The organism is Rhodococcus mengyinensis (assembly GCF_048381435.1).
GTDB lineage: Bacteria > Actinomycetota > Actinomycetes > Mycobacteriales > Mycobacteriaceae > Rhodococcus_F > Rhodococcus_F opacus_D.
In genome coordinates this window covers 158,955-177,871 of record NZ_JBLWIT010000050.1, presented here as the reverse complement: position 1 = coordinate 177,871, position 18,917 = coordinate 158,955, and the positions used below count along the sequence as shown (strand labels likewise).

20 protein-coding genes are annotated in these 18,917 nt (G+C 68.2%); 8 read left to right on the top strand and 12 right to left on the bottom strand.

The features are described from left to right. Positions 1-978: a Gfo/Idh/MocA family protein gene (locus ACNJ7E_RS09885; RefSeq protein ID WP_418339728.1), complete on the bottom strand. Its 978-nt coding sequence runs from the start codon at positions 976-978 to the stop codon at positions 1-3. 112 nt (positions 979-1,090) lie between these two features. Beyond that, the gene (locus ACNJ7E_RS09880; RefSeq protein ID WP_280780540.1) at positions 1,091-2,506 is read right to left on the bottom strand and encodes an amino acid permease; all 1,416 of its coding nucleotides are present in this window, start codon (positions 2,504-2,506) and stop codon (positions 1,091-1,093) included. Between the two features lie 257 nt (positions 2,507-2,763). On the opposite strand from ACNJ7E_RS09880, the gene shiA reads away from it, so the two are divergent. Then, positions 2,764-4,122, top strand: coding sequence for a shikimate transporter (gene shiA / locus ACNJ7E_RS09875; RefSeq protein WP_283354403.1), 1,359 nt, complete (start codon positions 2,764-2,766; stop codon positions 4,120-4,122). A gap of 9 nt (positions 4,123-4,131) precedes the next feature. Here the strand turns inward: shiA and ACNJ7E_RS09870 are convergent, their stop codons facing one another. Genes ACNJ7E_RS09870 through ACNJ7E_RS09860 form a run of 3 tightly spaced genes read right to left on the bottom strand, consistent with a single transcriptional unit; the run spans position 4,132 to position 6,043 of the window. After that, positions 4,132-4,911: an IclR family transcriptional regulator domain-containing protein gene (locus tag ACNJ7E_RS09870; RefSeq protein ID WP_280780538.1), complete on the bottom strand. Its 780-nt coding sequence runs from the start codon at positions 4,909-4,911 to the stop codon at positions 4,132-4,134. A gap of 45 nt (positions 4,912-4,956) precedes the next feature. Further along, the gene (locus ACNJ7E_RS09865) at positions 4,957-5,781 is read right to left on the bottom strand and encodes an arylamine N-acetyltransferase family protein (protein WP_418339727.1); all 825 of its coding nucleotides are present in this window, start codon (positions 5,779-5,781) and stop codon (positions 4,957-4,959) included. A 31-nt stretch (positions 5,782-5,812) separates the two neighbouring features. Beyond that, complete coding sequence (locus ACNJ7E_RS09860) at positions 5,813-6,043, bottom strand: hypothetical protein (RefSeq protein ID WP_418339726.1); 231 nt, start codon at positions 6,041-6,043, stop codon at positions 5,813-5,815. 104 nt (positions 6,044-6,147) lie between these two features. Between ACNJ7E_RS09860 and ACNJ7E_RS09855 the strand changes: the two genes are divergently transcribed. After that, the gene (locus ACNJ7E_RS09855; RefSeq protein ID WP_418339725.1) at positions 6,148-7,227 is read left to right on the top strand and encodes a PQQ-dependent sugar dehydrogenase; all 1,080 of its coding nucleotides are present in this window, start codon (positions 6,148-6,150) and stop codon (positions 7,225-7,227) included. Positions 7,228-7,266: 39 nt separating this feature from the next. Here the strand turns inward: ACNJ7E_RS09855 and ACNJ7E_RS09850 are convergent, their stop codons facing one another. Next, positions 7,267-7,596 (bottom strand): hypothetical protein, encoded by a 330-nt coding sequence (locus ACNJ7E_RS09850; protein WP_280780534.1) that lies wholly within the window; start codon positions 7,594-7,596, stop codon positions 7,267-7,269. A gap of 120 nt (positions 7,597-7,716) precedes the next feature. Here ACNJ7E_RS09850 and ACNJ7E_RS09845 point away from each other — a divergent pair, with 120 nt between their 5' ends. After that, positions 7,717-8,568, top strand: coding sequence for a spermidine synthase (locus tag ACNJ7E_RS09845; protein WP_283354407.1), 852 nt, complete (start codon positions 7,717-7,719; stop codon positions 8,566-8,568). On the opposite strand, the gene ACNJ7E_RS09840 is transcribed toward ACNJ7E_RS09845, so the two are convergent. Genes ACNJ7E_RS09840 through ACNJ7E_RS09825 form a run of 4 tightly spaced genes read right to left on the bottom strand, consistent with a single transcriptional unit; the run spans position 8,565 to position 13,590 of the window. Next, positions 8,565-9,956, bottom strand: coding sequence for a GntP family permease (locus tag ACNJ7E_RS09840; protein ID WP_418339724.1), 1,392 nt, complete (start codon positions 9,954-9,956; stop codon positions 8,565-8,567). The genes ACNJ7E_RS09845 and ACNJ7E_RS09840 overlap by 4 nt on opposite strands. Positions 9,957-9,998: 42 nt before the next feature. Then, on the bottom strand, positions 9,999-10,628 hold the full coding sequence (locus ACNJ7E_RS09835) for a bifunctional 4-hydroxy-2-oxoglutarate aldolase/2-dehydro-3-deoxy-phosphogluconate aldolase (protein ID WP_418339723.1): 630 nt from the start codon (positions 10,626-10,628) through the stop codon (positions 9,999-10,001). Next, the gene (locus tag ACNJ7E_RS09830; protein ID WP_418339722.1) at positions 10,625-12,244 is read right to left on the bottom strand and encodes an N-acyl-D-amino-acid deacylase family protein; all 1,620 of its coding nucleotides are present in this window, start codon (positions 12,242-12,244) and stop codon (positions 10,625-10,627) included. The genes ACNJ7E_RS09835 and ACNJ7E_RS09830 overlap by 4 nt, the downstream gene beginning before the upstream one ends. Positions 12,245-12,267: 23 nt before the next feature. Next, a complete protein-coding gene (locus ACNJ7E_RS09825) occupies positions 12,268-13,590 on the bottom strand; it encodes an amino acid deaminase (RefSeq protein WP_418339721.1) in 1,323 nt (440 codons plus the stop codon). Positions 13,591-13,811: 221 nt separating this feature from the next. On the opposite strand from ACNJ7E_RS09825, the gene ACNJ7E_RS09820 reads away from it, so the two are divergent. The 3 genes from ACNJ7E_RS09820 to ACNJ7E_RS09810 are packed head-to-tail and all read left to right on the top strand — an operon-like array spanning position 13,812 to position 16,022. Next, complete coding sequence (locus ACNJ7E_RS09820; RefSeq protein WP_418339720.1) at positions 13,812-14,825, top strand: sugar kinase; 1,014 nt, start codon at positions 13,812-13,814, stop codon at positions 14,823-14,825. Continuing rightward, positions 14,822-15,571, top strand: coding sequence for an IclR family transcriptional regulator (locus tag ACNJ7E_RS09815; RefSeq protein ID WP_280780527.1), 750 nt, complete (start codon positions 14,822-14,824; stop codon positions 15,569-15,571). Before ACNJ7E_RS09820 ends, ACNJ7E_RS09815 begins: the two co-directional genes overlap by 4 nt. A 46-nt stretch (positions 15,572-15,617) precedes the next feature. Beyond that, positions 15,618-16,022 (top strand): RidA family protein, encoded by a 405-nt coding sequence (locus ACNJ7E_RS09810; RefSeq protein WP_009475147.1) that lies wholly within the window; start codon positions 15,618-15,620, stop codon positions 16,020-16,022. A 4-nt stretch (positions 16,023-16,026) separates the two neighbouring features. Here the strand turns inward: ACNJ7E_RS09810 and ACNJ7E_RS09805 are convergent, their stop codons facing one another. Next, positions 16,027-17,367: a potassium channel family protein gene (locus ACNJ7E_RS09805; protein WP_280780526.1), complete on the bottom strand. Its 1,341-nt coding sequence runs from the start codon at positions 17,365-17,367 to the stop codon at positions 16,027-16,029. 225 nt (positions 17,368-17,592) lie between these two features. Between ACNJ7E_RS09805 and ACNJ7E_RS09800 the strand changes: the two genes are divergently transcribed. Both ACNJ7E_RS09800 and ACNJ7E_RS09795 read left to right on the top strand, forming a co-directional pair. Further along, a complete protein-coding gene (locus tag ACNJ7E_RS09800; protein WP_164059794.1) occupies positions 17,593-18,042 on the top strand; it encodes a PPOX class F420-dependent oxidoreductase in 450 nt (149 codons plus the stop codon). 53 nt (positions 18,043-18,095) lie between these two features. Next, a complete protein-coding gene (locus ACNJ7E_RS09795; protein WP_280780524.1) occupies positions 18,096-18,578 on the top strand; it encodes a hypothetical protein in 483 nt (160 codons plus the stop codon). 83 nt (positions 18,579-18,661) lie between these two features. Here ACNJ7E_RS09795 and ACNJ7E_RS09790 read toward each other — a convergent pair whose 3' ends face one another. Further along, positions 18,662-18,886: a hypothetical protein gene (locus ACNJ7E_RS09790; RefSeq protein WP_280780523.1), complete on the bottom strand. Its 225-nt coding sequence runs from the start codon at positions 18,884-18,886 to the stop codon at positions 18,662-18,664. Positions 18,887-18,917 lie beyond the last annotated feature (31 nt).

The window sequence follows — 18,917 nt, the reverse complement described above, 5'->3', positions numbered from 1 at the left end:
TCAGAGGCGCACCGTCCGGCCCTCGTCGATCGACTGCAGGACCGCCAGTGCCGCGGTCACCGAACGCAGTCCGTCGTGTCCGGTTGCCACGGGTTCACCGTCCCCGCGGACTGCGTCGACGAACGCCCGAATCCCTGGTGCGTACAGGTTGTCGACGGTCTCGAGCGGGACGGTCGTGTCCTGGCCGTCCGCGACGATCCGCAGCGTTCCGGTGGGATCGGGGCGCATGCAATCGCCTGCGACGAGAGTGCCCGTGGTTCCGTGGATCTCGAATCCGGTGACGGCGCCCGGGACCGTGTATGCGTCGTGGAGCGAGAACAGGGTGGAAGTGCCGAGGACGCCGCTCGTCATCACGGCGTCCGCCGGACCCTCGCTGAGTCCCTGGCACACGCCCACTGCCGTCACCGTGGTGGGTTCCATTCCGGTGACGAAGCGGAGCGTGTCGATGTCGTGCACCGCGAGGTCGAGGACGACCCCGCCGCCGACGCCGTCGAGGCGCCACCCACGCAGGGCCTGGCGCAGCAGAATGGCGTTGCTGACGCGCACCGACAGGAGGTCGCCGATCGCACCCTCCGCCAGCAACTTTCGCGCCGCGCGGTGAACGGGATGGGTGCGGAGATGATGGTTCGTCGCGAAGACCACCCCCGCGGCCGCGGCCGCGTCGACCATCTTCTGCGCCTGAGTGACGTCGAAGGAGAGCGGCTTCTCGCACAGCACGTGCAGACCGGCGTCGATCGCGGCCATGGCGTGGTCGAAGTGCTTGTCGTTGGTCGAGGAGATGTAGGCGGCCTGGACGTCCCCGCCCACCGCGTCGCGCAGGTCACCGGTGGCGGACTCGATGTCGTGGGTCCTCCGGTAGTCCTCGGCGCGTGCCGCGTCGCTGCTGAGCACGACTGCCGCGGTCTGCCCGCACTCCCGCAACGCGGGGAGCACGCGTGTGGCAGCGATGTTGCTCGCGCCGAGAATCGCCCACCTCATGAGCTTCGGTCCTTCCTCGGGCCGGTGGGTCCGGCCTTCCTCGGCGGGACTGTACGCCGAGTTCCGAGAGCGCACTATTGTTCGGTATACGAACAGCCCGGCCGATTCGAGCTCAGGGGCGGAGGGCGTCGACCGCTTCGCCGGAGGTCGAGGGATCCGGCGTCTCGTCGGTGGTCCCGCGCGTGCGCTGGCGGTAGATCCCGATTCCGACCACGACCACGGCGAGTCCCATCGAGACGTACATCTGGCTCCTGGTCTCCGGCAGCACGAGCATGCCGACGCAGAGCGCGATGATGGCGGCGATGGTGCACCACGTCAGGTACGGGAACAGCCACATCTTCAGCGACAGATCCTTGCCCTCTGCCTCGAGGCTGCGCCGCATGCGCAGCTGCGACACCGAGATCGCCAGCCATACGAACAGGGCGATCGCGCCCGAGGAGTTGACGAGGAACAGGAACACGGTGTCCGGGTACAGGTAGTTGAGGCCCACGGTCAGGAATCCCACGACCGTTGAGACGAGGACGGCCTGGCGGGGAACGCCCGACGATCCGATCTTCGACAACGAGGCCGGCGCGTCGCCGCGGCGGGAGAGCGAGAAGATCATGCGGCTCGCCGTGTACAGGCCGGAGTTCAGGCAGGACAGCACGGACGTGAGCACGACGACGTCCATGATGTTGCCCGCCGCCGGGATGCCGAACGAGTCCATCACGGCGACGTACGGGCTCAGCGCGACGGAGGCGTCGTCCCAGGGGAGCAGCGTCACGACGACGGCGATGGAGCCGATGTAGAAGATGAGGATGCGCCACACGACGGAACGCACTGCGTTGCGCACTGCCGCCACGGGGTTGGCGGATTCACCGGCGGCGATGGTGGCGATCTCGGCGCCGAAGAACGAGAACACGACCACGAGGACCGCCGCGAACACGGCACCTGCCCCGTTGGGGAAGAATCCGCCGTGGCCGGTGAGGTTGGTGAGCCCGGGCGCTTCGACGCCGGGCAGGGCTCCGCAGATCGCGAGGACGCCGAGCACCAGGAAGATGACGATGGCCGCGACCTTGATCGACGCGAACCAGAACTCGAACTCGCCGAACGACTTCACGGACGCGATGTTCGTCAGCGTCAGCAACACCATCAGGATCAGTGCCCAACTCCACTGCGGGACGTCGGGGATCCAGCGGTTCATGATGACGGCACCGGCCGTCGCCTCGATGCCGAGGACGATGATCCAGAACCACGCGTAGAGCCAGCCGATGCTGAAGCCGGCCCAGCGGCCGATCGCGCGGTCGGCGTACGCCGAGAACGATCCTGTCTCGGGGTTGGCGGTCGACATTTCGCCGAGCATGCGCATCACGAGGATGACGACGATTCCTGCGAGCGCGTAGGCGACGAGTACACCGGGGCCCGTCTCGCGGATCGCGACCCCGGAGCCCACGAAGAGGCCTGCGCCGATCACCCCCGCGATAGCGATCATCGAGAGGTGCCGCTTCTTCAGTGTGTGCTGAAGCTGCGGATCGGTGGTTCCTGACATGGAGAAATCCCTTCGGCGCTACTCCGGGTGTGATGTGCGTCGCTGATTCGGAAAAGTGTGTACGAGTCGTGGGGGCTCTGGAACCGCCGATTCGGTGAATTTCGGGCCGGCGAGATAGACGAAACGGCAGTACCACGCATCTGCGTCTTCTTGACAACGCGGAAACGCTATGGCTACCGTCACATTATTCGACTAGCGGACATGCGTTCGGTATACGAACGGGACTTGTCCGGCGCAAACGTAGACGGGACATCGGAATGAGCGATCACGCCTTCACCCCGGCAGCCGAGAAGCAGGCGCGAAGAGCAGCGCTGAGCAGTTTCGTCGGCGCGGTCATCGACTGGTACGACTTCCTGCTCTACGGGTTGGTCGCGGCTCTGGTCTTCAACTCGGAGTTCTTCCCGAACGTCAGCCCGGCGATCGGGACGCTCGCCGCGTTCGCGACGTTCGGCGTCGGATTCCTGTTCCGGCCGCTCGGCGGCGTCGTGTTCGGCCACTACGGCGACCGCATCGGACGCAAACGGATGCTGATCCTCACCGTCCTGATCATGGGCACGAGCACCGCCCTGATCGGGCTGCTGCCGTCGTTCGGGTCGATCGGCTGGTGGGCACCGGTCCTGCTCGTCACCCTGCGCGCCATCCAGGGCTTCGCCGTCGGCGGCGAGTGGGGCGGGGCCGCGCTGATGGCCGTCGAGAGCGCGCCGCCGAAGAAGAAGGCGTTCTACAGCAGCGGAGTGCAGGTCGGCTACTCGGTGGGGCTCATCCTCGCCACCGGATTCGTCATGCTCATGAGCAACCTGACCACCGAGGACGCGTTCAGCCAGTGGGGGTGGCGTGTTCCGTTCGTCGCCAGCGTCGTCTTGGTCGGTATCGGCCTGTGGATCCGCGCCGGAGTGCAGGAGAGCCCCGAATTCGTCGAGAAGGTGGAGAAGGTCGAGGAGGAGCAGACCGCGCAGGACAAGAAGCGGATTCCGCTCGTCGAGGCATTGCGCAACCACCCGAAGGCATTCCTCCAGATCATCGGTCTGCGTTTCGCCGAACTGTTCTCGATGTACATCGTGACCACGTTCGCGTTGAGCTACTCCACCCAGGAACTGGGGATGGAGCGCAACTTCATGCTCAACGTCGGCCTGCTCGTCGGTGCCGTGGGTATCGGCACCATCCCGCTGTTCGCGTGGCTGTCCGACAAGCACGGCCGGCGACGCGTCTACATCCTCGGCGCCCTGATCGGCGCGGTGTGCGCGTTCCCGTTCTTCATCTTCCTCGAGAACGGGTCGATGATCGGCACCGTCATCCTCGCCGTGCTCCTCGTCAACATCTCGCACGACATGGTCGTCAGCGTGCAGCAGCCGCTGTTCACCGAGATGTTCGGCGCCGAGTACCGCTACAGCGGCGCGGGCGTCGGCTACCAGGTGGCCAGCGCGATCGGTGGCGGCTTCACCCCGTTCATCGCGGCAGCCCTGGTCACCGCCAGCGGCGGGTCCTGGCACCTCGTGGCCGTGTACCTCGCCGGCGGCTGCATCGTCAGCGCCCTGATCGCATGGCGACTGCAGCCCGATGCCAGTGCCGACACCTCGGACGCCGCCACACCCGCGAAGCTCGAGAACGCACACTGAACATGGCGGTCAGCCGAGGGACAGGTCGGAACCGATCCGCTCCGCGGTCGCAACGAGTTTCGGCACCACCGACACCTCGACGTCGTCCCGCGTGTACTGCGTGCCCTGCAGCGAGGAGTTGAGGGCGGCGACCACGGCGCCCGTCCTATCCCGGATGGGAACGGCCGCGCCGCGGATGCCGATCTCGAGCTCGTTCTCCGACATCGACCAGCCGTCGGCGGCGACCTTCCGAACCTCGGCGCGCAGTTGCTCGACGTCGGAGATCGTGTGGGGTGTGAAGGACTGGAATTCGGTGGCCTTCAGGTAGTCGTCGAGCGCGTCGGCCGAAAGTCCGGCCAGCAGAACCCGTCCCGTGGACGTCGCGTACGCGGGGAACCGCATGCCCACCGTGATCGAGATGCGAATGATCCTGGGCGAGCGGACCCGCGCCACGTACACCACGTCGGGACCGTCGAGGATGGTGACGGAGATGGTCTCGCCCAGTTCCTTCGCGAGAGCCTCGATGTGCGGGTCGGCGACCTGCGGCAGTCGCAGCGCGGCGAGGTACGAGAAGCCGAACCGCAGCACCCGGGGTGTGAGCGAGAAGCTGCGTCCGTCGAGACGCAGAAAACCCTTGTCCACCAGGGTGAGCAGAATGCGGCGCGCCGTGGACCGGGTGATCCCGACAGCCTGCGCCACCTCACTCAGCGTGCGTTCCCGGTGCTGCTCGTCGAAGCATTCGAGAACGGTCAGGCCACGGTCCAGGGACTCGAGGAAATATCGTTCCCCCGACGCCGGCTGCTCGGCCACCTCAGCAGCCACCTGTTTCGCACACGCCGTCATGTTACCGGGCGGCTAGGCGTGCCGGAGCCGGCTGAACGCCGCGTCCAGTGTGGCCAGTCCGCTCGTGTCGATGAGGAAATCGGATTCGAGGCTGTCCCGCAGTTCGTCGACGGTCGCCAGGTCGCGCCGCTCGGACGTCCCGCCGAGGTGGTGCACCGTCAGTCGCGTACCGGCCAGGGCGTAGCGGCGGTCTTCCGTCGCTCGCGCCGCCATCAGTCCGGTCACGAAATGCGATCCGGGCCAGGTCGACAGGTACCAGTTGGGGGCCTCGTAGTCGACGGGGAACTGCCTGGTGAGGTCGAACCGGTAGATGGTCCGCCACTGGTCACCGACGAGTGCCTGCATCGCGTAGTCGCCCGCGACGTCGACCAGCCGGAACGGTTCCAGCGGCGTGTCCTGCACGGTGTCCAGTTCGAGGCGCAGCGTGGTGGTGAGCGTCATGCCGCCGAACCCGACGTCGATGAGCCGCCGCTCGCCGGCGACGTCGACGAGCAACAGCATGTGCGAGCGCGGAGTGACCGCATCGATCGGAGATCCCCACAGAACCCGCGCGGCGAGCGGCGTCACGTCGAATCCGAGCTCGACCAGGACGGCGCGCAGCAGGAGATTCTGCTCGAAGCAGTAACCGCCTCTTCGTGATTCGACCAATTTCTGTTGCAGTGACGGCAGGTCGAGCCGGTTGGGTGTGCCGAGGAACGGGTCGAGGTTCTCGAACGGGATCGACCGGGCGTGATGTGCGGCAAGCTGGTTCAGCGTCGCCGTCGTCGCGGATCGGTCGCCGTCGTACCCGATCCGTTCGAAGTACCGCTCCAGATTCAGATCGCCCGCAGTGGCCATGGAGCACAGTCTAAGCGCGGCGAATGACCGATCAGAGGTCGTCGGGTGTTGCCGCGAGGTCGTCGTCGCTGCGCAGCGCGATGCGGGGATCCTCGCCGACCCACTCGAGGCCGATGCGGTACACCGGCTGTCCAGGGGTGCCACGCAGCGCGGCCAGCGCCTCGGCGACGGAGGCGGCCCCGGCGCGGCGGGCGTCGTCCTCGGTGATTTCGTCCGGATCGACGGTTGTGATCCCCTGCGCGATCTTCTGCGGAAGGATCACCCGCCGTCACCTCCTCACGTGAGTGGCGATGCGTGGTCGAGGACACTTTGCCACTCACCTGGGGGAGGATGGACAGGGTGCGGTCGCGTGACGGGAGGACACCCATGGGACGGCGACTTTTCTCGGCCACGGCGTTGCTGGTGGCCGTTACGTGTGCGGCTTGCCAGTCCGAGGGGACTTCCGCGCAGCCGTCGACGAGTACCGCGGTCGCCGCGCCGGGAGGCAGCGAGCCCACGGTGATCGCCGCGGACCTCGTCGTGCCGTGGGGGATCGCGCTCCTGCCGGACGGGACGGCGCTGATCGCGGAACGGGACAGCGGCGCGATCCGGCACCTGCAGGCGAACGGCGACACGACTGTGATCGGCGAGGTGCCCGGCGTGGCGGCGCGGGGCGAATCGGGACTGCTGGGCCTGGCCGTCTCACCGGCCTACGCAACGGATCAAACGATTTACGCGTACCTGACCACCGACGACGACAATCGGGTGGTCGCCCTGCGGTTCGACGGCCGCAGCCTCGGCGAGCCGGCCCCGATCCTGACGGGCATCCCCGCCGGATCGATCCACGACGGCGGCCGGATCGCATTCGGCCCGGACGGCAAGCTGTACGTCGCCACCGGTGAAGCCGGCGACCGGCCACGCGCCCAGGACCCGTCCTCACTCGGCGGCAAGATTCTGCGGATCAACCCCGACGGGTCGATCCCGGCCGACAACCCCACCCCCGGTTCACCGGTCTGGTCGTTCGGGCACCGCAACGTGCAGGGCCTCGCGTGGGACGACGCCGACCGGTTGTGGGCCACCGAATTCGGGGCGAACACCTGGGACGAGGTGAACCTCATCGAACCCGGCGGCAACTACGGATGGCCGGAGGTCGAGGGGCGGTCGGACGAGGCGGGCTTCGTCGATCCGGTGGTCCAATGGTCCACCGGCGAGGCGTCCCCGTCCGGGCTCGCGTTCCAGGACGGCGCGCTGTGGGTCGCGGCGCTGCGCGGCGAACGACTGTGGCGGATCCCCGTGGCCGGTGACGGCGCGCTCGGCGAACCGCAGTCGCTGTTCGACGGAGAGTACGGGCGACTGCGTACCGTCGTCGCGACACCGGACGGTGCCGTCTGGTTCAGCACCAGTAACCGTGACGGGCGCGGCGATCCGGGGGAGGGCGACGACCGCATCCTCATGCTCCGCCCGTGAGTACTTGTTAACCGCGGGCGGTTGATAAGTACTCACGGGTCAGGAGGTCCAGGGGACGATCGGCGGCTTCACCCACATGATCTTCTCGTCGCGGTGCGCCGGGGTGGCGGCGGGATGGTCGGGGTGGCGCTCCGCCCACGCCGTTTTCTGGTCGAGCAACTCGACCACGGTCAGCCATGTCTCCATGGTGCTCGGCGGGTTCGACCCGGCCGCCCGGGCGAGTTTCCGCAGCGTGCCATCGGTGAGGTCGAGGAGTTCCTGACCGCTGATTCCGCGATCCCACACGTACCGCGCGAGTCCCATCGCCTTCTCGCGACGTCGCTTCGCAGCGCCTTCGGTGTGCGCGAAGTCGACTTCCTGAGGTTCCATCGTCTTCCCTTCTCGTGCGCGTCACCACGGTAGGTCACCCGTGTCTCGTCCCGGTATCGTGGGAGGACGATTCTCGCAGCAGACGCGAGCGGACGACGCGAGCAGTAGGGAAGACGGACGATGGGCAGGCAGCGCGGCGGTCGAGCTGCCCGGACAGCCGACGGGGGTCCCGTCGCCGGTGTGTACCCGATCGACACGGGCACCTGCGAGCTCACCGAAGACCACCTCAATCCGCACGGCTGGGTGTTGAAGGTGAACGGGGTCGAGAGTTCCCACATCGACCTGTCGGACCCGACGCACCTCGATTTCGAGTACATGCGGTGGATCGCCGAACTGGTCGCTTCGCACTGGGGGACGGATCAGCGGGTGCGGGCCCTGCACCTCGGCGGGGGCGCCTGCTCACTTGCCCGGCATCTCGCCGCCCGGTATCCGGACGCCCGGCAGGTGGTGGTCGAACTCGACGGCAAACTCGCCGAGTTGGTCCGCGAATGGTTCGACCTCCCGCGGGCACCATTGCTGCGACTGCGGGTGGGTGAGGCGCGGGCGGTCACGGAGACGCTGACGGAGTCCAGCCGCGACCTGATCGTGCGCGACGTGTTCGCCGGGAACACGACTCCGGCGCCGCTGACGACGACGGAGTTCACCGGGCACGTGCGACGGGTGCTGGCGCCCGGCGGGATCTATGCGGTCAATTGCGGCGACACCCGCGACCTCGTCCTGGCGCGCCGGGAGGCGGCGACCATCGGCAGCGTGTTCCCGCACACCACGATCATCGCCGATCCCGCCATGCTCAAGGGCCGCCGCTACGGCAACATCGTGATCGCGGGCAGCGACGTGCCGATCGGCGACGACCCCGCACTCGTCCGCACACTGCTGGGTGGCGGTGTGCCTGCCCATGTCTGGGACGACCGGCAGGTGCGGACGTTCGCCGGTGCGGCGCGGGCGCTGCGCGACGCGGATTCCGGGAGCTAGACCAGCACCCAGATCAGCGAGGCCATCGCGAAGCCCACTATCGACAGGATGGTTTCGAGCACCGTCCACGTCTTCAGGGTGTCTTTCACCGACATGTTGAAATACCGTGACACGATCCAGAATCCGCCGTCGTTGACGTGGCTGGCGATGATGGATCCGGCCGACACGGCGATCACGATCAGGGCGATCTGCGGGGACGAATAGTTTCCGGCTGCGATCGACGGTTCGATGACGCCTGCGGTGGTGACGATGGCGACGGTCGCCGAGCCCTGGGCGATGCGGAGTGCGCAGCTGATCAGGTACGCGGACAGGATGACCGGGAGGCCGAGTGCGTCCATCGAGTCGGCCAGGGCCTGCCCGACTCCGGTGGCCCGCAGCACCGCGCCGAAGAACGCACCTGCGCCGACGACCAGCAGGATCATGCCGACCGGTTTCAACGCCGCCGCGGACATCGCACCGATCTCCTGCGCCGTGATTCCGCGCCGGGTCCCGAGCAGGTACAGCGCCAGCAGGACGGCGATGGTCAGCGCGATCGTGGGTGTGCCGAGGAAGATGAGGACCGACAGCAGCGTCGAGCCTTCTTCGAGGACCACGTTGCCGACCGTCGCACCGAGGATCAGCACCATCGGGACGAGGATGATGAACGAGATCAGGCAGAGCGGCGGCGGGTTCTTGTCGGCTTCCTTCTCCTCCGGGATGAACTCGTCCGGGACCTCGATGATCACCCGCTTGCCGATCCAGCTACCCCAGACGACGCCACTGACGAACCAGGCGGGGATACCGCACGCGAGACCCATGATGATGATCCAGCCCATGTCGACGTGCAGCAGACCGGCCGCGGCGACGGGGCCCGGGTGCGGTGGCAGGAACGCGTGCGTCATGGACAGGCCGGCGAGCATCGGCATCGCGTACATCACCAGCGACTTGCCGCCGCGCTTCGCCGCCACGTACACGAGCGGGGCGAGGATGAAGATGCCGATGTCGAAGAAGACCGGGATGCCGAGCACGAGTCCGGTGACACCCATCGCCAGCGGAGCGCCCTTGGGCCCGAACAACTTCAGGAGCCGTTCGGTCAGGACGTCGGCACCGCCGGAGCGTTCCATCATCGCGCCGAGGACGGTGCCCAGACCGATGATCGGGGTGATGTGCCCCAGGATGCCGCCGAACCCCTTCTCCAGGATCGAGTCGGCCGCCGACGTCGGTGTGCCGACCAGTTCGACCACCGACACTCCCGCGATGAGCGCGACGCCGACGCCGACGACGATCAGCGCGATGAACGGCTCGAGCTTCAGCTTGATGATGAGGATCAACAGCACGGCGATGGATACCGCTGCGAGAGTGAGTAGTCCGGCTGTGTCGTGCTGCAGCCAGTCGACGAACGACGTCATTGCGTCTCCAGGGGAGGTGGGTGGGGTCGGGCGAGAGTGGGACTAGTTCGAGAGCGCGGCGACGAACGATCGTGCGCGGTCGGTGATGTCGGTCCAGTTGCCTGCCTCGACGCTGGACGGTGGGACGACGCTGGTGCCCGCGCACACGGCCAGCGCACCGGCGTCGAGGAACTGGCGGGCGTTGGAATCGTTGATCCCACCCGACGGCAGGAGTTCGACGCCGGGATACGGGCCGTGCAGGTCCGACAGGTAGTCGGGGCCGAGCCGCTTGGCGGGGAAGATCTTCACCGCGGCCGAGCCGAGGTCGACGGCCATGGCCACCTCGGTGGGGGTGAACGCGCCGAGGAAGACGGGAACCGACCGTCCCGTCGCGACTTTCGCGACGTCCGGTCGAATGCCGGGGGTGACGAGGAACCGGGCGCCGGCGTCGATCGCTGCGGCGGCCTGATCGCTGGTCATCACGGTTCCGACGCCGAGGATGCTGCCTGCCGCGGCTGCGGCGTCGGCGGCGCGACCGAGATGATGGAGCACATCGGGCGTGGTGAACGTCAACTCGACCGTCCGGATTCCGCCCTCGGCGAGGGCGTGGCACAGGTCCGCGGGGTCGGGGATGGTCTCCGCTCGCACCACCGTCAGTACCCGGTCGGCACGCAAAATGTCGATCTCGGTCATCGAACTGCTCCTCCTTCTTCGCGGCGCAACGATCTTCCGGCGGTCGCGCCGGTCAGGCGGCCGTCCTCGAGGGCGAGGCGGCCACGAACGAATACGTGGGTGATACCGGCCGCGGCCTGGCGCGGCTGCGCGTAGGTCGCGGTGTCGCTGACCGTCTCCGGATCGAAGAGCACGAGGTCGGCGGCGTAGCCGCGGCGGACGAAGCCGCGATCGACCAGCCGCAACCGCGTCGCGGCTCGGCCGCTGAGGTGACCGACGCACTCCTCGAGGGACATCAGACCGAGGTCGCGGCTGTAGTGCCCGAGGTAGCGTGCGAACGTTCCCCACCCGCGCGGGTGCGGTTTCGCGCCGACCAGCAGTCCGTCGCTGCCGCCGGTGTGCCGGGGGTGCTGCATGATCGCGCGCACGTTCTCCTCGTGGCCGACGTGTTGCAGGATGCCGCTGCCGAGTTGGTCGCGGATCAGGATGTCGATGCACACGTCGAAGGGGTCGCGGTTCTCGGCGGCGGCGATGTCCGCGACGGTCTTCCCCACGTAGTCGTCGAGTTCCGCGTTCTGCACGCCGCTGATCTCGAGCGTGTGCCACTCGGCGATCACCCCGTGGCAGCCGTCGGAGCCGGTGACCTCGAGATGTTCCCGGATGCGTTCGAGCGCAACCGGATCCCGGAGTCGATCGAGCGTCTGTTCCATGCTGCCCGCCGACGCCCAGCTGGGCAGGATCGCCGACAGCGTGGTGGCGCCGGGAAGATAGGGGTAGGTGTCGAGGCTGATGTCCGCGCCCGCGGATTCGGCCGTGTCGAGCAGGGCCAGCAGTTCCGGGGCGCGGCCCTTGTTGGGTCCGAAGTTCAGCGTGGCGTGGGCGAGATGCAGAGCGCACCCGGCCCGCGACGTCAGGTCGACCATCTCGGCGTAGGCCTCCATGGCGCCGGCGCCGTAGGACCGGTGGTGCGGGGAGAAGTAGCCGCCGTACTCGGCGACGGTCCGGCACAGTGCCAGCAACTCCTCGTTGTCCGCGTACATCCCCGGCGTGTAGGTCAGCCCCGCGGACAACCCGACGGCACCCTCTGCCATGGACTGCGCCACGATCCGTTGCATCTCCACGATCTCCGACGGTGTCGCCGGCCGGTCGTCCCAGCCGACCGCCAGCGCCCGGACGACCCCGTGCGGGACGAGATATGCGACGTTGGTGGCGATACCGCGGTCGAGTCGGTCGAGGTACTCGCCGACGCTCCGCCAGGAGAAGTCGAAATCCTCGGGATCGGTGTTCCACCCCGCGATCTTGCGCCGGACCACCGCGAGCACGTCGTCGGTGACGGGCGCGTAGGACAGCCCGTCCTGACCGAGTACCTCGGTGGTGACGCCCTGGGTGATCCGCGACGGGTGCTCGGGGTTCAGCAGGATCTGCAGATCCGAGTGGGCGTGCATGTCGATGAAACCGGGCGCGAGCACCCGGCCGTCGGCGTCGATCACCCGATCCGCGCGGGGGCGTCCGGTCTCGGAGTGATCTGCCTCGGGCCGGATTTCGGCGATCCGGTCTCCGTCGACGAGCACGTCGGCGCGGTACCGCGGCGCCTCCGAACCGTCGACGACGGTGGCGGAACGGATCAGAGTGGTCATGATGTGAGTCCTCGGCCGGGGGATCAGAAGAAGGTGCGGATCAGGTCGACGACGACGGGATCGTCGGAGTCGTCACCGACGACGGGAATCCAGCGCCACTTGTCGAACGCGGTGCACGGGTGGGAGAGACCGAGCCGGACGACGTCCCCGACACGCAGATCGTGTTCGGGCCGTGCGGGATCGAGCCGGAGGAACGCGTGCTGGTCGTTGACGGCGGTCACTTCGGTGCCGTCGAGGGGCCGCGGCGTCGCCCCGAGTTGGCCGGCGACGACCTGCGCGGTGGGGAGTCCTTCGTCGAACGGGACGTCGCGCTTGCCGGCGTCGAGCAGGGCGAGGCCCGGCTCGGGGCGGGACACCACCCGGGCCCACGTGTGCATCGCCGACGTGAGACGACGCGCCTGCCTGTCTTCGCTGCGGCCGAACGGTGAGATCCCGGTGTAGAAGCCGTCGTCGTGGATGATGTATGCGCCGGCGCGGACCACCACTTTGGTTCTGCCGCCGGCAAGTTCGGCGAGCACCTCGGCGACCACGTCGAAGTAGGCGCTGCCGCCCGCGGTCACGTACACGTCCCGACCCTCGGGGTAGCGACCCTCGGCCTCGAGCCGGCGATGCAGTTCGGCCATCGACCGGAGGTAGGTGCGGACCCGGGCGAGGGACTCCTCGGAGGCATCGTGTGCGAGGGCGCCCTCGTAACCGGAGACGCCGGCCAACCGGAGGGCGGGGCTCTCGCCGATACGTTCGGCCACCTTCACGGCCTCGGCCACCGAGCGTGCGCCGGTGCGTCCTCCCGCTCCGCCGAGTTCGACGAGCACGGGCAGCGGACGGACCACCGTGACGTCCGCGAGCGCCGCGGTCATCGCGTCGACCGTCTGCGCGGAGTCGGCCCACATCAGGACTTCGAGTTCCGGGTTCGCGTCCATCTGCTCGGCCAGCCACCGCAGCGCGGTCGGGTCGACGAGCGAGTTCGCGATCTGCACCCGGCGCGCGCCGAATCGCACCGCCACCCGGAGCTGACCGAAGTTCGCGAGCGTGATTCCCCACGCGCCGCTGCGGATCTGCCGGTCCCACAGCACCGGAGACATCGTCGTCTTCCCGTGCGGAGCGAGGTCGACCCCGTGCGCCTCGCACCAGGCCGCCATGGTGTCGAGATTGCCGGCGATGGCCGTCTCGTCGAGGACCATGACGGGTGTGCTGAAGGCGGACAGCCGCGGCTGCGTTCCGAGGAACTCGGTCTTGGTGAGGCCGTTCGCCGCGGAGGGGAGAGCTTTGTCCACGTCGGACAAGTGCAGCTCGTCGAGCTCCGCCAAGGCGCCGGAATCGAGTGTGTCCGGTCCGCTGATCGTCATCGTCGATCCTGTCGTTCGGGTTCTGTGGGGCTGGTCTTCATCGGGGGGAGGGTCGTGAAGTGCAACGTTGCGCTGTATGCAACGGTGATTGCGTTTTTGAGTCACCTATGTCTAGCATTGGCCTGGGTCATCGTCAACGGTCCGGTGTGGCATGCATCGCCGGGGCGAGGGCTCTCGAAACGCAACTCCAGTGCCGGTCCGAGCAGTCGTAGAGGTAACAAGTGCAGGAATCGACCCCCACCCCCGAGTCCGGTGTCGCGTGCCTCGGTGAGGCGATGGTCCTGGTGGCCCCGGACTCGACACTCCACCTGGCAGGCGCCGAGGCGAACGTCGCCGCCGGGCTCGCCGCGCTGGGTGTCCCCGCCGCCTGGGTCGGACGCCTCGGCGACGACGAGTTCGGCACCCTCATCCGCACCGAACTGCAGGCGCGGGGTGTCGACGTCCGCGCGATCGAGGTCGATCCCGACCGGCCCACCGGGCACTACTCGAAATCCACCGCCCTCGACGAGCACGGCGAGCCGCGAACGGACAGCCTGTATTCCCGGGCGGGTTCGGCGGCGTCGGCCATGGATCCCGGCTTCCTCGACAGGCCGGCGGTCGCGGACCTGTTCGGCCGCGCCGCCGTGGTCCACTGCAGCGGAATCACACCGGCCCTGTCCGATTCGTGCCTCGCGCTGATGCGGAGACTGCTCCGCGACCGGCCGGGAATCTCCGGTGTGGTCAGCTTCGACGTCAACTGGCGTGAGCAACTGTGGCCGGACGGCGACCCGCGGATGGTCGTGGAACTGGCGAATCTCGCCGATCTGGTTCTCGTCGGCGCCGACGAGGCCCTGCGCGTTCTCGGCACCGCGGATCCGCACGAGTTGCGGCTCATCCTGCCCGCCCCGGCCACCGTCGTCGTCAAGGACGGAGCGCACCGGGCGCTGGCCGTCGACCGCAGTGGCCGCAGTGTGGCGGTTCCGGCGCTCCGCGTCGACGTCGTCGAACCCGTCGGCGCGGGCGATGCCTTCGCCGCCGGATATCTCAGCGGTGTGGTGCGCGGCGAGGATCAGGCACGGTGCCTGCGCCGCGGACACATCGGTGCCGCCGCCACCCTGACGGTGGCCGCGGACTCGGCGCCACCGCCGCCCGCCGAACTGCTGGACGAGCTGCTCCGGTGCTCCGAATCGGACTGGGCGGCCACGAGCGTCACCGCCAAAGGTTTCTCCCCCCGAGAAAGTGGAGTGAACGGATGAGTCAGAGTGTCTCCCGCGCCCTGCACCTGCTGTTGCAACTCGGCAACGGTCCCGCCAATCTCGACCAGCTGGCCGAATCCACCGGGGTCCACAAGACCACCGTGCTGCGGCTGCTGCGAACGCTGTCCGACGAGCGGTTCACGTTCCGCGACAACAGCAACCAGTACCACCTCGGTTCCCGCATCTTCGAGCTCGCCGCGCAGGCCACCGATCAGCGGGAAGTCCGGCGCATCGCGTCACCGCACCTCGTCGCGTTCAACCGCGAATACGGGCGCACCACACACCTCGCGGCGATGGAGGGCGGTGACGTGGTGTACATCGACAAACTCGAATCGCACGACCAGATCAGGATGTACTCGCGAATCGGACTGCGCGCCAACCTCAATTCCACCGCGGTCGCGAAGGTGATCCTCGCCGACCTGCCGGATTCGGAACTGCGGCCCATCGTCGACTCGATGGACTTCTCCGCCCGCACCGCCAACACGATCACGACGCCCGAACGCTACCTCGACGAGATCCGCATGGTCCGGGAGCAGGGCTGGGCGCACGATCAGGAGGAGAACGAGCCGTCCGTCAACTGCATCGGGGTGCCCATCCGTGGCGCGTCCGGCCGCGTCGTCGCCGCCGTCTCCGTCTCGGTGCCCGACGTCGTGCTCAGTTACGAACGCGTCCTCGACCTGCTCGAACCCCTTCAGGCCGTGGGGGCGCGGATCTCCCGCGACTGTGGATACCGCGCCCAGCCCTGACCGTCCCCCGTCCACCCGAAAAGTAACGACACACAGGAGAATCGATATGTCCGACACCACCGTCATCCGCACCGAAGGCGCCCCCGCCCCCGCGCACACGTTCAGCCAGGGCATCAAGAAGGGCAACATGCTCCAGGTGTCGGGGCAGGGTCCCATGGACCCCGTCACCAACAAGTACATCGCGGAGGGCGACGTGCGCGAGCAGACCCGTCGCACCCTCGAGAACGTCAAGGCGATCCTCGAAGCCGGCGGCGCGAGCGTGGAGGACGTGCTGATGTTCCGCGTCTACCTCACCACCCGGGACGACTTCGCCGCGATGAACGACGTGTACGGAGAGTTCATTGCGGCGAACGTGCCGAGCGGACAGCTGCCGTGCCGGACCACGGTGTTCGTCGACCTCCCGCACGAGGTCATGCTCGTCGAGATCGACGCGCTGGCAGTGACCGGCTAGGTCGCTACGCGGTGACGAGGTGCCGGCAGCTCATCCGCGGCGACATGGGCAGCTCGGTGAAGACGGGCTCGGACGTGTCCGCCGTCGGCACCTCCAGGTAGAGGTGGCTGCCGTCCGCCACGACCCCCTGCGGTTGCAGGCCGATCAGCTTGGCCACCACGTACGTGGCGCTCAGGCTGGTGACGTCGCGGATGATGCCGAGCCGCAGCAACGACCGCGTCTCGGCGATCGCCTCCTGCTCCCCGGCCCGCAGGACCAGCCGCAGCCCGGGCGACAGGGCCTGCGCGGCCACGGACACCGCGATGTTGTCCAGGTCGTCGGAGCCGACGGCTGCCAGCGCCAGGGCGCGGCCCACGCCCAGTCGCTCGAGGAGTTCACGGTCGCCGCCGTGCCCGACGACGGTCGGGATGTTCATCGACCGCACGAGCCGGAGGTTCTTGGCGTGGGGGTCGCGTTCGACGCCCACCACCGCGACACCGAGGGCCTGTAGCTCCCGGCACAGCCGGAGCCCGACCTGGCCGAGGCCCACCACGATGACGTGACCCGAGCGGGGCAGGACGCGGCTGCCCACCAGGCCGACCAGCCGGGGGCCGAGCAGGCGCTCGATGATTCCGGCGGTGAACATGGCCGTGAAGACGACGGTGAACAGCATCGCCACCGAGGCGAACACCGCGTAGGCGGGGCTGCCGTGGGTATCGGTTCCCGGGCCCACGGTGGTCACCACCCGCACCGCCTCGTTGAACGCGTCGAGCGGTGCCACGTGCTGGCCGAGCATCAGCCACAGCCAGTCGGCGAACAGGACCGCCAGGAGTCCCGCGAGCCCACCGAGCAGGATGCGCGTGCCGATGTCGTGCGACCGCAACAGTCCGGTTGCGCCGGTCGCCGCGGTGCGCCACCAGTTCCGCCGGGGCAGGTCGACGTGCGCGCCCTCCGGGTGGCCGTCGATCATGCGGACCGTCAGCATGTGCTCGCCCGCGTGCCGGGCCGCGACGAGTTCGGGTTCCAGGCACGGACCGGCGAGCGTCGGTGCGGCCAGGTCTGCCGGTGACGTCACCTCGCACTGCGGGAGCAGCTGTGACAGCTGGTCCGCGACCGTGCGGTCGAAGATCGTCACCACCAACGGGATCGACGCGGAGATGTGCGCCGCGGCCAGCGCGTAGCGCAGCGCGACGACGTCGTCCCGCACCAGTACGGCCATACCGCAAGGTTCGTCCGCCATCGCCAGGCGGAGTTCGTCGTCGTCGGGGGCGACGAGATGGCGTACGTGAAAGTCCCTTTCGCGGAGGGATGCACAGACCCGTCGGGCCACGGTGGTTTCGCCGATGACGAGATATGAGTCGTTCACGTGTGGTCCTTCCGGCTCGGGATCACGAGAGCGTACCCGAGAAGAACCGCAGATCCCACACGAGAATGTGTACCGGTCAGTATCCTGAGATTTCCTGGAACACGTTACCGGCCAATGTTTTTCCGATCCCGGTGCCCTACTCGTCGGTAGGGCCCTGGACTGCGACCAGGGGCAGCCGCGACTCCGCACGGGAACACCTCCGCGGTGACCGTGGTTGGGTGAGACATGACCCTCGATGCGAATGACGACCGGCGCCCCCTTCTCGACCTCGTCGCCGCACACAACCGTGCGGTCCTCGCGACGATCAAACGCGACGGGCGCCCGCAATTGTCCAACGTGATCTATGCCTGGGACCCCGGCACGCAGACCGCGAGAGTGTCGGTGACGGCGGATCGGGCCAAGACCCGGAACGCCGCCCGCGACCCGCGGGTCTCGCTGCACGTCAGCGCGACCGACTTCTGGAGCTACGCGGTCGTGGAGGGAGACGCGGAACTGAGCGCGGTCGCGGCCGATCCGCACGACGCGGCGGCGGACGAGCTCGTCGACGTGTTCCGGCTCGCGTCCGGAAAAGAGCACGACGACTGGGAAGAGTTCCGCCGCGCGATGGTGTCCGAGCACCGGCAGGTACTCCGGGTCCGAGCGACGAAGGTGTACGGCATGGCCCAGTTGCCCTGAGTGTGCGAAACGTAGCTGTGGCAGCCGGTCGGAGCCGGTGGGACGATTGAGTCATGCGCAGGAGACGGTGGCCGGCGGCACCGCCGCCTGCCACGGAGGGAATCGTGGTGCACGGGCCGGTGGAGCTCGTGACGAGCCGCGACCTGAGCCTGAGACTGGCGGAGGTCGTCGCGCACCCGACGGGCATGCTGCTGCGCATCGAGTTGACGGCGAGAGGCAGATCCGCTGATCTCGCGCGGCACGAGACGCGTCCGCTGGACGATCCCGACGACCCCTCGGCGCGGTGGTCGTATCTCGCGGTGAACGTGCAGGTCGACGACATGGAGGGTGTCGCCGATCCACGCCACCCGCATTCGACGTCGAAGACCGACGCCGCGGACGCGTCCGAATATCACTCCGCGCCGCACTACTGGATCAGCGACTACCCGGAGTCGGGGACGATCACACTGACCGCGGGGTGGAAGGAAATAGGACTTCTGCCGAGAACCCGGACGATCACTCTCGGCCCGAATCCGAGTATGCGACCCGCCCGCTAGTCGTCGCGGGTAGACATACGAAGGTGCCCTTCGGCGCCGTGGGAGCGCCGAAGGGCACCTTCGCCCTGCGAGGGGAACGCAGATCAGGGCAGGGAAACCCAGGTGCCGAAGAACCAGAATCCGTGCGGGCTCGGCGCGGGGGTCTGCTGCTGTGGAGCGTGCTGCTGCTGAGGCTGCGGCGCCTGCTGCTGCTGGGCCGGGGCGGGGTTGTGGCCCACCGGGTCGGCGCTGGCAACGCCGGCTCCGATGCCGAGGGCTGCGAGGGCGATGCCACCGGTTGCGACGGCCTTGGTCACGACGGACTTCATGCGGTTCCTCCTGGAACGTATCGGATGCGGT